12 protein-coding genes are annotated in these 14188 nt (G+C 73.0%); 6 read left to right on the forward strand and 6 right to left on the reverse strand.

The features are described from left to right. Positions 1-6: 6 nt before the first annotated feature. A complete protein-coding gene (locus AB5J73_RS35785; protein WP_370963235.1) occupies positions 7-384 on the forward strand; it encodes a gamma-glutamylcyclotransferase in 378 nt (125 codons plus the stop codon). Continuing rightward, positions 381-1475: a glycerate kinase gene (locus tag AB5J73_RS35790; RefSeq protein WP_370963236.1), complete on the forward strand. Its 1095-nt coding sequence runs from the start codon at positions 381-383 to the stop codon at positions 1473-1475. The genes AB5J73_RS35785 and AB5J73_RS35790 overlap by 4 nt, the downstream gene beginning before the upstream one ends. A gap of 283 nt (positions 1476-1758) precedes the next feature. Here the strand turns inward: AB5J73_RS35790 and AB5J73_RS35795 are convergent, their stop codons facing one another. Continuing rightward, the gene (locus AB5J73_RS35795) at positions 1759-2466 is read right to left on the reverse strand and encodes a TetR/AcrR family transcriptional regulator (protein ID WP_370963237.1); all 708 of its coding nucleotides are present in this window, start codon (positions 2464-2466) and stop codon (positions 1759-1761) included. 88 nt (positions 2467-2554) lie between these two features. Between AB5J73_RS35795 and AB5J73_RS35800 the strand changes: the two genes are divergently transcribed. Together AB5J73_RS35800 and AB5J73_RS35805 are read left to right on the forward strand one after the other, a co-directional pair. Continuing rightward, complete coding sequence (locus tag AB5J73_RS35800; protein ID WP_370963238.1) at positions 2555-3550, forward strand: aldo/keto reductase; 996 nt, start codon at positions 2555-2557, stop codon at positions 3548-3550. A gap of 126 nt (positions 3551-3676) precedes the next feature. Next, the gene (locus AB5J73_RS35805) at positions 3677-5899 is read left to right on the forward strand and encodes a glycoside hydrolase family 15 protein (RefSeq protein ID WP_370963239.1); all 2223 of its coding nucleotides are present in this window, start codon (positions 3677-3679) and stop codon (positions 5897-5899) included. 44 nt (positions 5900-5943) lie between these two features. Here AB5J73_RS35805 and AB5J73_RS35810 read toward each other — a convergent pair whose 3' ends face one another. Continuing rightward, positions 5944-6813: a hypothetical protein gene (locus AB5J73_RS35810; RefSeq protein ID WP_370963240.1), complete on the reverse strand. Its 870-nt coding sequence runs from the start codon at positions 6811-6813 to the stop codon at positions 5944-5946. Next, positions 6810-7811 (reverse strand): SPFH domain-containing protein, encoded by a 1002-nt coding sequence (locus AB5J73_RS35815; RefSeq protein ID WP_370963241.1) that lies wholly within the window; start codon positions 7809-7811, stop codon positions 6810-6812. Before AB5J73_RS35815 ends, AB5J73_RS35810 begins: the two co-directional genes overlap by 4 nt. A gap of 83 nt (positions 7812-7894) precedes the next feature. On the opposite strand from AB5J73_RS35815, the gene AB5J73_RS35820 reads away from it, so the two are divergent. Next, the gene (locus AB5J73_RS35820) at positions 7895-8572 is read left to right on the forward strand and encodes an NUDIX domain-containing protein (protein WP_370963242.1); all 678 of its coding nucleotides are present in this window, start codon (positions 7895-7897) and stop codon (positions 8570-8572) included. 165 nt (positions 8573-8737) lie between these two features. Here AB5J73_RS35820 and AB5J73_RS35825 read toward each other — a convergent pair whose 3' ends face one another. Further along, a complete protein-coding gene (locus tag AB5J73_RS35825; RefSeq protein WP_370963243.1) occupies positions 8738-9874 on the reverse strand; it encodes an FAD-dependent monooxygenase in 1137 nt (378 codons plus the stop codon). An 88-nt stretch (positions 9875-9962) separates the two neighbouring features. On the opposite strand from AB5J73_RS35825, the gene AB5J73_RS35830 reads away from it, so the two are divergent. After that, positions 9963-10658, forward strand: coding sequence for a TetR family transcriptional regulator (locus tag AB5J73_RS35830; RefSeq protein ID WP_370963244.1), 696 nt, complete (start codon positions 9963-9965; stop codon positions 10656-10658). A 19-nt stretch (positions 10659-10677) separates the two neighbouring features. Here AB5J73_RS35830 and AB5J73_RS35835 read toward each other — a convergent pair whose 3' ends face one another. Next, entirely contained in the window at positions 10678-11271 is a 594-nt protein-coding gene (locus AB5J73_RS35835; protein ID WP_370963245.1) for a hypothetical protein, read from the reverse strand. 37 nt (positions 11272-11308) lie between these two features. After that, positions 11309-14155, reverse strand: a complete 2847-nt coding sequence (locus AB5J73_RS35840; RefSeq protein WP_370963246.1) for a glycoside hydrolase family 2 TIM barrel-domain containing protein — start codon at positions 14153-14155, stop codon at positions 11309-11311. Positions 14156-14188 lie beyond the last annotated feature (33 nt).

Genomic DNA, 14188 nt, shown 5'->3' on the forward strand with positions numbered 1-14188 from the left:
ATCCCCGTGGCCCTGATGTTCTTCAACGGCGGCGCCATGCGCGGCGAACCGCTGCACCACCTCCTGGACGGCTCGCCGTTCGTGGGCACCGCGCGGACGGCGCCGAAGTACCGGTTCTACGCGGTCGGTTCGCAATGCCCGGCGCTCTACCCGGTCTCGCACGGCGGCGCCGAGGTGACCGGCGAGGTGTACGACGTCTCGCTGGACGACCTGCGCGACAAGGTGCTGCCGTCCGAGCCGCACGAGCTGGAACTCGGCGTGGTGGAGCTGACCGACGGCAGCTCGGCGTTCGCGATGCTGCTGCGGCGGCCCTACACCTCGCACGTCGCCCTGCGGGACATCACCGAGATCGGCGACTGGCGGGCGTACAAGGCGAGCGCGTGAAGGTCCTCGTCGCGCCGGACAAGTTCAAGGGGTCGCTGACCGCGGCCGAGGTGGCGTCCGCGGTGGCTTCCGGCCTCGCGGACGGCCACCCGTCGGTCGCGGTCGCGACCCTGCCGGTGGCGGACGGCGGCGACGGCACGGTCGACGCCGCCGTCGCCGCCGGGTTCCGGCGGTTGCGGGTCCCGGCCCGCGGCCCGACGGGGGAGCTCGTGACGGCGTCCTACGCGGTCCGCGGCGAGACGGCGGTCGTCGAGCTGGCGGAGGCGTCCGGGCTGCACCGGCTACCGGGGGCTCCCGCGCCGCTGACGGCGACGAGCGCGGGCACGGGCGACGTCATCGCGGCGGCGGTGGCCGCGGGCTGCCGCCGCATCGTGCTCGGCGTGGGCGGCAGCGCCTGCACCGACGGCGGCGCGGGCCTGCTGACCGCACTGGGCGCGCGACTTTTGGACTCATCGGGTCGCGAACTTCCTTTCGGTGGCGCGGCGCTTTCCCGGCTCGCTTCGCTGGACGTCTCGGGTGTGTCCGAAGTGGACGTCGAACTGGCGAGCGATGTGGACAATCCGCTGTACGGCCCGCGTGGCGCCGCTTTCGTTTACGGGCCGCAGAAAGGCGCGTCACCCGAGGAGGTCGAGACGCTCGATTCGGCGTTGCGGCATTGGGCGTCGATCGCCGGCCCGGAGTTCGCTGCCCGTCCCGGCGCCGGGGCCGCCGGGGGAGTGGGGTTCGCCGCGATGGCGGTGCTGGGCGCGCGGATGCGCCCCGGGATCTCGCTGCTGCTCGACCTGCTCGACTTCGACTCCGCGTTGGCCGGCGCTTCGCTGGTGATCACCGGCGAGGGATCACTGGACCGGCAGACGCTGTCGGGCAAGGCCCCGGCCGGAGTGGCGGCGGCCGCGGCGGCCGCGGGGATCCCGTGCGTCGCGGTGTCCGGGCGCTGCCTGCTGACGGCGCCCGAACTGGCGGAGGCGGGGATCTCGGCGGCATACGCGCTGACGGACCTGGAGCCGGACCCGGCCCGCTGCATGACGGAGGCGGCACCGCTGCTGCGCCGCCTGTCCCACCGAATCGCGGCCGACCACCTGGCCCGGTGACCCGCCCGCGCCATCCGGCGCGAGAACCCCGGCACATTCAGGCCGGGCGCGGCTGGTGGGCGAATGCGCCCCAATGTGGCGTTGGGTGCGTTGGACGCACCGAACGCCACATTGGGGGCATCCGGGACCGGAACACCAGCCCCGGCAGCCACATCGGTCACACGGACCGCGACCGGCCAGCCGGGCGGACACGACTTTGCCGGGCTCCTGGCGCCGGAGGTCATGAACGGGTCGTTCATCGCGTCGGAGGTCATGAACGGGTCATTCATGACCTCCGGGCGGCTCAGGCGTCGGCGATGCGGTCCAGCCACTCCGCGAGCAGCACCCGCTCGGCCTCGCTGAGCGTGGTCGCCTCGCCGAGGCCGGCGCGCAGTGCGATCGCCCGCTCCGGCAGGGCCGAACCCGCCGGTTCGGTGGCGTCGGTGAGGATGCGGCTCAGCACCGTTTCCCGGGCCGTCGCCGAAAGCTCGAGGTCGCGCTCCGGCTCCGGGGTTGCGATCAGGGACAGGACCACGCCCATGCCCGTCGCGTGCACCAGCCGGGCCGCGCGTTCGACGCTCACCCGTAGGCGGCCCGCGGCCGCGACGCGCTCGATGATCTCGCGCAGCATCGCTTCGGCCTCGCGCGCGGCGGGTGACGTGCGGCCCTTGCGGGCGTCGCCGTACATCAGCACGTAGAACTCGGGGCGGGACAGCCCGAACTCCTGGTGCAGGTCCCAGCCGCGCCGGAGGTCCTCGACCGGGTCGCCGGTCGAGCCCAGCTCGCGCTTGCTGGTCAGGTATTCGTCGAACCCGTACGCCGCGACCGCGTCGAGCAGGCCGTCCTTGTCGCCGAAGAGCCGGTACAGCGCCGGGGGCTGGACGCCGGCCGCCGCGCTGACCGCGCGGGTCGAGAGGCCGTCGCGGCCCTGCGCCGCCAGCAGTTCGGCCGCCGCCTTGAGGATTCGCTCGCGGGTTTCCGCCGCCGGGCTGACCGGGGTCTTCGTCACCATGGTTCCAATGATAACAAATCTCGGGTAGCACTACTTCGATACCGGTGATACGTTGAAGTAGATATCAACGGAAACAGAAGCGTCAGCCATGCGTACCCGCACCCTCGGCCGGACCGGACCGGCCGTCTCCGCCCTCGGTCTCGGCCTGATGGGCATGTCCGATCTGTACGGCCCGGCCGACGAAACCGAATCGGTCGCGACGATCCACGCCGCCCTCGACGCCGGTGTCACCCTGCTCGACACCGGTGACTTCTACGGCATGGGCCACAACGAACTGCTGCTCCGCGACGCGCTGCGCGGCCGGGCCCGCGAGCGGGCGGTGATCAGCGTGAAGTTCGGGGCGCTGCGCGGCCCGGACGGCGGCTGGCTCGGCTACGACAGCCGTCCGGAGGCCATCAAGACGTTCCTCGCCTACAGCCTGCGCCGCCTCGGCACCGACCACGTCGACGTCTACCGCCCGGCCCGGCTCGACCCGGCCGTGCCGATCGAGGACCAGATCGGCGCGCTCGCCGAGCTGGTGCGGGCCGGCTACGTCCGGCACATCGGCCTCTCCGAAGTCGGCGCCGACACCCTGCGCCGTGCGGCCGCCGTGCACCCGATTTCGGACCTGCAGATCGAGTATTCGCTGCTCTCACGCGGGATCGAGGCAGAAATCCTGCCCGCCGCGCGCGAGCTGGGTATCGGTGTCACCGCGTACGGCGTCCTCTCGCGCGGCCTGCTGAGCGGGCACTGGTCGCCGTCGCGCGAGCTGACCGCGGGTGACTTCCGCGGCCACAGCCCGCGGTTCCAGGGCGGCAACCTCGACCGCAACCTGGCGCTGACCGACGCGCTGGGCAAGCTCGCCGCGGCCAAGGGCGTCACGACCGCGCAGCTCGCCATCGCCTGGGTCGCCGCCCAAGGTGCGGACGTCGTCCCGCTGGTGGGGGCCCGCACCCGGGTCCGGCTCGCCGAATCCCTCGGCGCCGCCGACGTCGAGCTGACCGCGGCGGACGTCGCGGAGATCGACGCCGCCGTCCCGGCGGGTGCCGCGTCGGGTGGCCGGTACGCCGCGGCGCAGCTCGACCACCTCGACAGCGAACGGTGACCCGGCTGCGCCGTCCGGCGGAGGGCTGGATCGATCCAGTCTGATCGGACATTGCTTGTCACCCGCCGGTGGCTCAATATGTTGCGGCTCGCAACATATTGACGACAACGCCGTCGGAGGTCGGAAATGATCAGGTGGAAAGCGGTCCTGGCCTGCGCGGGAGCGGGTGTCCTGCTCGCCGGGCTCGTGCAAGGCACGGCCCTGGCGAGCGGCACCGCGACCGACTGCTGCGGCGGCGGGGCGTCCTGGGCGACCGGCAACAAGTCCGCGCTGGGCACCTCGACGACGACCGGCAGCCCCGTGTGGTTCACCGTCGCCGACGGCGTGACGTCCGAGGTCTTCTACCCCCGCGCCGACGTGCCGAACACGCAAGACATGCAGTTCGTCGTCACCGACGGATCGACCTTCGTCGACCTGGAACGCGACAACACGAACCACGTCGTCACGATGCCCGACGAGAAGGCGCTGCAGTACACCGTCACCAACACCGCCAAGAGCGGGAAGTACCGGATCACCACCGACTACGTGACCGACCCGGCCCGCGCCACCCTGGTCACGAACACCCGGTTCCAGTCCCTCGACGGCGGCAGCTACCGGCTGTACCTGCTGGCCAACCCGTCGATGGCGGGCGGCGGTGCCAACGACAACGCCTGGTGGGACGGCAGCGGCCTCGTCGCGAGCGGCACCGAGACGCTGTTCGGCGGCACCGCCACCACCGTCGTCCAAGCCCTGCGCGTCTCGACCGGCTTCACCGCGCACGACAACGGCTACACCGGCGCGGGCAGCGACTGCCTGACCGACCTGCGTGCCGACAAGAACCTGAACAACCAGTTCGACAACATCTCGGGCACCGGCAACGTCGTCCAATGTGGTCAGATCCCGGTCGGCGCGGACACCACGTTCACCGTCGCACTCGGCTTCGGGAACACGGCGGCGGCCGCGACTTCCGCCGCGAGCGGATCGCTGAGCAGCGGGTTCTCCAGCGTCTCGGCGTCCTACCGCAGCGGCTGGAACTCCTACGTCGGCGGCCTGAAACCCGCCCCGGCGAGCGTTTCCGGGGACACGCAACGGCGGCGCGCGTACTACGTCGCCGCGATGGCGCTGAAGACCGCCGAGGACAAGCAGCACCCGGGCGCGAGCGTCGCGGGCCTGGCGACGCCGTGGGGCAACTTCACCAACGGCGACCAGCTCAACGACGGTTACCACCGCGTCTGGGGCCGCGACCTCTACCAGCAGGCGACCGGCCTGCTGGCCGCGGGCGACAGCGCCCAGGCCAAGCGGATGGCGCAGTTCCTCTGGAACTCCCAGTGGATCGGCAGCCCGACCGCCGGCGACGGCACGACGTACCCGGCCGGGTCGTTCCCGCGCTACAGCCCGGTTTCCGGCGTCGCCGGCGCGAGCGCCCAGCAGCTCGGCTGCTGCGAACAGCTCGACCAGGACGCCGACGCCATCCTGCTCGCGTGGCTGACCGGCCTCACCGACGCTTCGACGTACGCCAAGGTCAAGACGACCGCGAACCACATCGTCTCGACCGGACCGGACACCACCGAGCGGTGGGAGGAGCAGTACGGCAAGTCGCCGTCGTCGGTCGCGGCCGAGATCGCCGGCCTGATCGCGGCGGGCGCGATCGCCCGGGCCAACGGTGACACCGCGAGCGCGACGTCGTGGGAGTCCACAGCGGACTCGTGGCGCAACTCCCTGGCCGGCTGGACGGTGACGACGTCCGGCTACTGGGGCGGCCACACCTACTACGAACGGCTCGACCGCGCCGGGAACCCCAACGACGGCGCGACGATCTGCTTCGACGAAGGCTGCTTCTACGAGCACGACGTGACCGACTTCGGCTTCCTCGACCTGGTGCGCCTGGGCATCCGTCCCGCCGGCGACACCACGATCGCGAACTCGGTCGCGCCGACCGCGGCGGCGTCGGACGGCAACGCGGCCATGCAGGTGACGCTGCCCAACGGCGACGTCTACTTCCACCGCTACCCGCACGACAACTACGGCGAGAGCACCGCGAACTGCAGCGGCTGGCCGGCGGGTGGCAGCCGGCGGTTCGGGCGGCTGTGGCCGGTGCTGTCGGGGGAGCGCGGCCAGTACGAACTGGCTAACGGCCGTTCGGCGGCGGTGTACCTCAAGTCCATGGCGGACTCGGCCAACGACGGGTACTTCGTGCCCGAACAGGTCTGGGACCGCGGTGACGTCGGGTGCTTCGGGCTCGGCCGCCCGACCGGCAGCGCGGGCCCGCTGATGTGGGCCGAGGGCCAGTATCTCCGGCTGGCCCAGAGCATGGACGCGGGCCACAACCTCGACACGCCGTCGATCGTCAAATCCCGTTACGGCACCTGAGATCCGCCGGTCCGGCACGCCCCCTCGGTGTGCCGGACCGGCGGTCACCGCACCAGCCGCACGGTCTGCGCGGCCGGGACGAAGGTGGCGGTCTGGCCGCGGGTGAGGGCGACGGTGTCGGCTTCGAGACCGTCGCCGAACGCGACCAGGCGGTCGGATTCGACCTCCACCGTCAGCGGTGTCCCGGTCAGCTCGCCTTCGGTGTGCTCGGTCCCGGTCAGCGGGGACGGCCAGGCTTCCCGCACGAACCAGACCAGCCGGGCCTCGCCGGGGCCGGGCAGGCGCAGCCCGCTGCGGCGTTCGCGCCACACCGAGCCGCACCAGCCGGTCGCCCCGGTGCCCGTCCCGACGAGGATCCCCGACGACGCCTGGCGTTCCCGCGGCCCGCCACCGACCCCCAGCCGGTAGCGGGCCGTCTGGTGCCCGGCGTGCCCGAGGTAGATCTCGTTGAGCGCCAGCAGCCGCTGGCCGTCGTCCGCGGTGAGCTCGGCCATCGTCCGGTGCTCGACGTCCCCGGTGCCCCGCACGAGGTCCGCGACGGCTTCCGGTGGGTGCTTGACCAGGACACCGGGCCGCGCCGGCGTCACGCCGATCACCGGCTGGCCGTCGAGGTACTTGGCCACGTTGGCGATCAGGCCGTCCTGGCCGACCACGACGACGATGTCCTCCGGCGTGAACAGGAACCGGTCGAGGTCCGCGCGTTCGACCTCACCGCGGCGCCAATCGAGCGGGATCGCCGCCGACGCGGTCTTGATCGCGGCGCGCAGGGCGGCGTCGGCTTCGGTCACCTCGCCGAGGTCGCGGCCGCGCGTGCGCAGGAAGAACTCCGCCTGGCCGCGCGTGCCGTGCCGCGCCAGCAGTTCGTCCAGCTCGGTGCGCCGGTGCACCAGCACGACGCGCGGGGCGAGGCTCACGACCGCACGCCGAGCTTGGTCAGCAGCGGGGCGAGCAGGTCCGGGGTCACCGTGAGGCTGTCGATCTTCGGCAGGTTCCCGGCCAGTTCCTTGAGCGCCAGCCCGGTGAGCACCCCCTCCGGCAGGTCGCGGTACGCGGCCAGCCTGGCGGCCTCGCCCGCCGCTTCGGCCTCGCCGAGGGCCCGCTTGCCGTCGGCCTCGACCTGCGTCAGGCGTTCCTTGCGCGACGCCTGCGCCTCGGTCTCGATCCGGCTCGCCGTGGCGGCTTCCTCGGCCTGCCGCCGGGCGTTCGCCCCGCGCTGGGCGAGCAGCTGCTCCTCGCGCCGGGCCAGCTCGATCTGGCTCTGCAGCTCGTTTTCGCTGATCGCGCGTTCGCGTTCGACGGCGAGGGCACGCCGCTCGTAGGTCGCCCGGTCGGCCTCCTGCTGCACCTTCTCCCGCGCGGTCGTCTGCAGCGCCTTCTCGACCTCCGGTTCGGCGCGGATGGCGACGACGCGGACGTCGAGGACCGCCGAGCCGGTCTGCGCGAGCCGGGTGTCCTCCTCGGCGAGCCCGGCGCGGATCCGGTCGCGGACCGCCTGGACGCCGTCGACCAGCGCGGTTTCCAGCGGCGTGCGCGTGAGGACCTCGACGGCGTACTGCTGGACGTTCTCGGTGAGCAGCCCGCTGATCTGGGCGAGGGGATCGCCCCGCCAGCGGCCGGTGCCCGGGTCGATGGAGAAGTCGATCCGCTGCGCGGCCAGCGCCGGGTCCTCGATCCGGAAGGTGAGCGCGAGCTGGACGGTGACGTCCTGGAAGTCGGCCGTGCGGGCGTGGAACAGCAGCGGCAGCTCCCGGTCGTCGACCGGCACCTCCGACACGACCGCGGTGAGCGGCCGGTACCAGAACGACAGCCCGACGCCGTCGTGCGCGAGCTTGCCGCGGCGGAAGTGGCGGATGTGCACGGTGGGGGCGCCGCGCAGGTGCCGGAACCCGAACCGGCGGTCGATGTCGGCCATTGGCCCTCCTCTTATCGTCGTGGTGACGATATGGGGTCGGGGGCGTAATCGTCAAGATGACGATTAAGGGGTAGGGTGGTGGCATGGGTCACCCGCCGTTCGCCGTCACCGTGGACCTCGTCGTGCTCACCCTGACCGGGGACGAGCTGTGCGCGCTGGTGGTGCGCCGGGGAGTGGAGCCGTACGAAGGGGAGTGGGCGCTGCCGGGCGGGTTCGTCCGGGCCGACGAGGACCTGTCGGACGCGGCGCGGCGGGAGCTGGCGGAGGAGACGGGGCTGGCGCCGGGGACCGTCCACATCGAACAGCTGGCCGGGTACGGGGCACCGGGCCGGGACCCGCGGCTGCGCGTGATCACCATCGCCTACCTGGCCCTGGCGCCGGACCTGCCCACGCCGTTCGCCGGCACGGACGCGGCCGAGGCCCGATGGGTACCGGTGCGGTCACTGGCGGCCGAGCGGCTGGCGTTCGACCACGACCGCATCCTGGCCGACGGTCTCGAGCGCGCGCGGGCGAAGCTGGAGTACTCCCCGCTGGCCACGGCCTTCTGCGCCGAAGAGTTCACCGTGGCCGAGCTCCGGCGGGTGTACGAACTGGTGTGGGACACGCGGCTGGACCCCCGGAACTTCCACCGCAAGGTGACGGGGACGGAGGGCCTGCTGGCCCCGACCGGCCGCACGACGACTCGCGACGGCGGCCGGCCGGCGCAGCTGTACCGGAAGGGCAAGGCCGAGCTGCTGTACCCACCGATGCTGCGGGCGTGACGCTCAGGCAGCGAGGAGCGAGTGTCCGACGGGACGGCAGGTGAGCCCCGGTGCGGCGGCCCGCCCGGCCGCTGCCGCGAGCGCGGGAGGAGCTGCGCGGCGGGCCTGGACCGCGCTGCCCGACTCGACGAACAGCGCCGTCGCAGCGGTTAAGCAATCACGCTGTCAAGCCGCCCGGGCCGGCACCAGCCGGCGGGCGGCCGTGACCAGGGGCAGCAGCCGGGTGCCGAAGTTGCGGGCCGCGAGGCCGCCGCGCGTTGCCGGGATCAGCAGGGCCGCGGCCGTGGAAACGCCGCGCTGCTTGGGTTCCACCAGCTTCCGGTGCGTGCTTTCGTACCGGCGGAACGCCGCCGCCGCGTCGCCCGGGGTCCGGCCCAGCTCCTCGGCCAGGGTGTACGCGCCCGACATCGCCAGCGTCGAGCCGTCCCCGAAGAGGGACACGCACGACGCCGCGTCGCCGGCCAGCGCGATCCGCCCCGCCGCCCAGCCGTCGAGCCGGACCCGGCTCACCGAGTCCAGGTACAGGTCGTCCGCCTCGCGCACGCGCTCCAGCAGCTCCGGCACACGCCAGCCCGCACCCTCGTACGCCTCGGCGAGCATGCGCTTGTGCAGCGCGGAGTCGCGGTGGTCGAACCCCGCCGCGGCGTCGCCGCGGAACATGAACGCGGCGATGCCGCGGCCGCGCGACGGGTGGATCGCCAGCGCGCGGCCCGGCGAGTTGTACATGACGATCGACGTCGGGTCGGCCGGCGGCCCGGTCAGCGGCAGCGTCGCGATGTAGACGCCCATGTGCTCGACGAACGCGCGCTCCGGCCCGAACGCCAGCCGCCGGACGTTCGAATGGAGGCCGTCCGCGCCGATCACCAGGTCGAACCGCCGTGGCGCGCCCCGCTCGAACGTGACGTCGACGCCGCCGCCGTCCTGGTGCAGCCCGGTGATCGAGTCGTGGAAGGCGAACTCGGCGTCCGCGCGGGCGGCCTCGTGCAGGATCGCCGCGAGGTCGGTGCGGGGCAGTTCGATGCCGCCGTCGCCGCCGAGCGCGACGCGGCCGGTCCGCCGGCCCGCGTCGTCGACGAACTTCAGCGCGGTCGCGTCGGTGCTCGCTTCGCGCAGCTTCGCGGTGATCCCCATCCGCTCGGCGACGCGGGACGCCGGCCCGCGGACGTCGACCGGGCTGCCGCTCGAGCGCAGCCCGGCGGCGCGCTCGACGACGGTCGGCCGGAAGCCCGCGCGGGCCAGCCAGTACGCCAGGGTCGGCCCGGCGACACCCGCGCCGGAGATCAGTACGGTCTGCTCGGTCATGGTGCTACCCCCATCAAGGTCCTGACCATCGGTCAGTACCGACCGTACGCTCCTGTCCAGCGGTCAGGCAAGCGGCTAGGCTCGGGCGATGACCGACGACACCCGCGCCCGGATCCTGCGCGCCGCGCTCGAGGAGTTCTCCGAGCGCGGCTTCCACGCGACGTCGGTCCGGGAGCTGGCCGAACGCGTCGGCGTCACGAAAACCGCGGTGCTGTACCACTTCCCCGGCAAGGCCGACATCGTGACGGCGCTCGCCGAACCGCTGCTGGCCGACCTCGAAGCGGCGATGGCGAAGGCGGCGGAGGCCGCCGACCCGCGCGCGGCGGCGATCGAAGGCCTCCTCGGGGTCTGGCTCGGCCACCGCTACCTGCTGCGGATGAACCTGCGCGACCTCGGGCTGACCGCGTCGAAGGCGGTGTTCGACCGCTTCCGCGACGGGATGCTCGCGGCGAACCGGCTGGTGGCGGGCCCGGATGCGGACCTGGCCGGCCGCGTCCGCGCGGCGCAGGCGATCGCGATGCTCAGCGACCCGGTGGTGCTGTTCGCGGACGCCCCGGTGGCCGAGCTGCGTGCCGCGGTCCTCGACGGCGTCGACCGGCTGTACGCGGTGACCGAACCCGAAGACCGGCCCCGCGGCCGCCGCGGCCGCCCGCCGGTGATGAGCCAGGAGACGATCGAAGCGGCCCGCCGCCTCTACGACGCGGGGCACGCGCCGGCCGACATCGCGACGGCGCTGGGCGTTTCCCGCGCCACGATCTACCGGCACCTGCCCGGCGTCGAATAATGAGACGCATTAATGAGACTTATTGAGACGCGACCTCGATGGCGGGCAACGCCGAGAGCTGGGCGGCCGTCAGCTTCGAAGCCGCGTCGAACACCTTCTGCTGGTGCTCCTTGATCCGCTCGTCCACCAGCCGGCTCAGCTCGAAGGCCAGCCGGCCGGTCTGGCGGACCGTGACGTCGTCCACCAGCGGGCGCGCCGCCGACGTGATGACGACTCCCGAGGCCGCGCCGGCCGGGGATTGTGAGACGCCCACCGAGTAGGTCTCGCGCGGGTTGACCGGCCCGTCGAGCGAGAAGTCCCGGAGCCGGCCGAGCAGCGCGTGCCATTCCGCGACCTCGCCCGCCACCTCCGTCGCCTCGACGTCCGCCACGGTCAGGCCCATCCCGCGGTCGCCGGTGCGGAAGCAGCGCGCGTAGGAGTTGAGCGCCGACACCCACAGCGCCTCGACGAGCACCGCGTCCACCCGCGGGTGGGCCAGCTCGGCCACCAGCCGTTCGCAGCACCCGAGCGTGAACTGGAGGTCGTCGAAGATCGCGACGAGGTCGGCCAGGCCCAGCGCACCGGGGGTGGCCAGCTGCCGGGCGCTCGAAGGGGTCGTCGTGGAAGCGGGCATCCTCCAACGACACCGCATCCGGGCGCGTCCCGGGGTCTCAATTTGCGACACCACCCGCCACGGGCCGCAGCGTCAGCGTGAACGACGTCTTCCGCGGCACCAGCCGGTACGCCGGCAGCACGCCGGGCCCGCAGGCCGCCGTCCCCAGGCCGTGCTGGGCGACGTCCAGCGTCAGGTGCACCAGCGAGCCGGACTCCAGCTCGTCCGTGTGCCTCGCCACCTCCAGGGCTGCCGCCGTCCAGCGGCGGGCCGTGAAGTCGAAGGCGGGGTCGCCGTCGACGCGGATGCCCGTGCCGTCCGGAGCCGTCCACGCAGCCCAGCGCACCGCCGTGCGGTTACCGTTCTCCTGCGGGAAGACGTACGGCGTCTGCAGGCCGTCGACGCTGTTCGAGAACCGGCCGATCCGCACCGCCTGGCGGCTGTCCGGGTACGCCTCGCCGGGGCCGCCGCCGAACCACTCGGCCGAGCCGAACGTGCCCGGGATCGCCATCGCCAGGCCGAGCCGGGGGAGCGTGTCGGGCACGGGACCGTCCGGGGTGACGTCGACGCGCAGCCGGAGGCCGCCGTCGAACGCCGTCCACGTGTAGTCCGCGAACAGGCCGAACGCCCGCGCCGGCGGGGCGGCCCGGGTGCGCACCACGAGTTCGTCCCCGTCGGCGTCGACCGCGATGACCCGGTGCTGCAGCCGGTGCAGCCCCGCTTCGAGCCACCGCGAGGCGTCGGACGGCCCGGGGGAGGAACCGCGGTCGTTGTCCGTGGTCGCACGCCAGACGTCGAGCCGCGGACCGTGGACCGGGTGCCCGCCGAGTGCCGTCAGCGCACCCGTCACGGCGTCGAACTCACCGGCGCCGAGGACGAGCTGCCCTGCCGTCCGGAACACCGGCCCGCGCACCGGCGGCACCGGGCGGGCGGGCGCCGGCGACACCGGCAGCTGACCCCAGCCGACGACGTGCCCGGCGGGTGCCCACGCCGTCGCCGAAGCCAGCGCGGCCGAGACCGTCAGCCAGGATTCGCCGCCGGTGGGCGGCAACGAGGGCAGCGGAACGGAACCGCTCTGTCCGGAGTGGACGGCCGGGACGTCGAGGACACCCCGTGCGACGGCGATCCCCTCGTCTTCGAGGACCCAAGAGAACTCGAGGTGCTCGGTCGAAACGAAGTCGTAGTGGTTCGACACCCGGATCCCGGCCGGGCCGGCGTCGATGCGCACCGGCTCGATGATCTTCGCGAACTCCGTCAGCCCCGGCGACGGCGTGCGGTCCGGGAAGAGCAGGCCGTCGATGACGAAGTTGCCGTCGTGGAGGGGTTCGCCGAAGTCGCCGCCGTAGGCGAAGTGGCCGGGAACGGCCAGGCCGTGGTCGATCCACTCCCAGACGAACCCGCCCTGGCAGTTCGGGTACCGCTCGAACAGCTCGCGGTACTCCAGCAGCCCGCCCGGCCCGTTGCCCATCGCGTGCGCGTACTCGCAGAGGATGAACGGCAGGTCCCGGCGCCGTGCGTTGTCGTCTTCCCGGCGCCCGATCCGGTCGACTTCGTCCGGGGTCGCGTACATCCGGCTGTGGACGTCCACATAGGAGCAGTCGTGGTCGCCCTCGTAGTGCACCGGCCGCGTCGGGTCGCGGTGGCGCACCCACTCCGCCATCCGCGCCAGGTTGTCCCCGGTGTGGCTTTCGTTGCCCAGCGACCAGAGGATCACGCTGGGCCGGTTCTTGTCCCGCTCGACGGTGCGCCGCATCCGGTCGAGGTAGGCGCCGGTCCACATCGGCTCGGCGCTCGGGTTGCGGTCCCAGCCCAGCGGCCCGAAGCCGTGGGTCTCCAGGTCGCACTCGTCGATCACCCACAGCCCGTACTCGTCGCACAGCTCGAGGAACGCCGGGTCCGGCGGGTAGTGGCTGGTCCGGACGGCGTTGACGTGGTGCCGCTTCATCAGCAGGACGTCGGCCAGCGCGGTCTCGCGCGAAACGACGCGCCCGGTGCGGGGGTCGTGCTCGTGGCGGTTCACCCCGCGCAGCAGCAGCCGCCGCCCGTTGACCTTGAGCTGACCGTCCTCGACGGACACCGTCCGGAAGCCGATCCGCACCGGCACGCGTTCGGCCGCGGTGGACAGCGTGCCCTCGTACAGCCGGGGCGTCTCGGCGCTCCACGGCTCGACGGGCAGCTCCAGCGGTTCCCCGGCCGGGTGTCCCGCGACGCCCAGCGAGGGGATGTCCAGCACGACGTCCGGGCCGGTCTCGACGCGGAGCGTGCCCAGCCCCGAAACGTGGTCGTAGTCCGCGCGCACCCAGTAGTCGCCGATGCCGCCCGGCGGCCGCGACAGCAGGGTGACCGCGCGGAAGATCCCGGACAGCCACCACATGTCCTGGTCTTCGAGGTAGCTGCCCGCCGACCACTGGTGCACGCGCACCACCAGGACGTTGTCCCGGGACCGCAGCAGCGGGCCGACCTCGAACTCCGACGGCAGCCGGCTGCCCTTCGTGACGCCGAGCTCGGTGCCGTTGAGCCAGATCCGGCCGCACGAGTCGATCCCGTCGAAGCGCAGCAGCGCCGGCCCCGCGGGCCAGTCCGGCGGCAGGTCGAAGCGCACCCGGTGATCGCCGGTCGGGTTGTCCGACGGGACGTGCGGCGGGTCGACCGGGAACGGGTAGTGCACGTTCGTGTAGGCGGGCTCGCCGTGGCCGTGCAGCTGCCACAGTGACGGCACCGGCAGCTCGGCCCACCCAGCGTCGTCGAACCCGGGCTCGAAGACGTCCGGGGGAGCGGCCCCGACGCTCGGCGACAGCCGGAACCGCCAGGTGCCGTCGAGCGACAGCGAGGGCGCGTCGGAGCTGAAGGCCGCGCGCGGGGGTACCGAACCGCGGCCGGGGCCCGGGTCGTCGACGTACGACATGGAGTCCTCTCGCCAGCGTGCCGTGAACGTTCC

Source organism: Amycolatopsis sp. cg9, from assembly GCF_041346945.1.
GTDB lineage: Bacteria > Actinomycetota > Actinomycetes > Mycobacteriales > Pseudonocardiaceae > Amycolatopsis.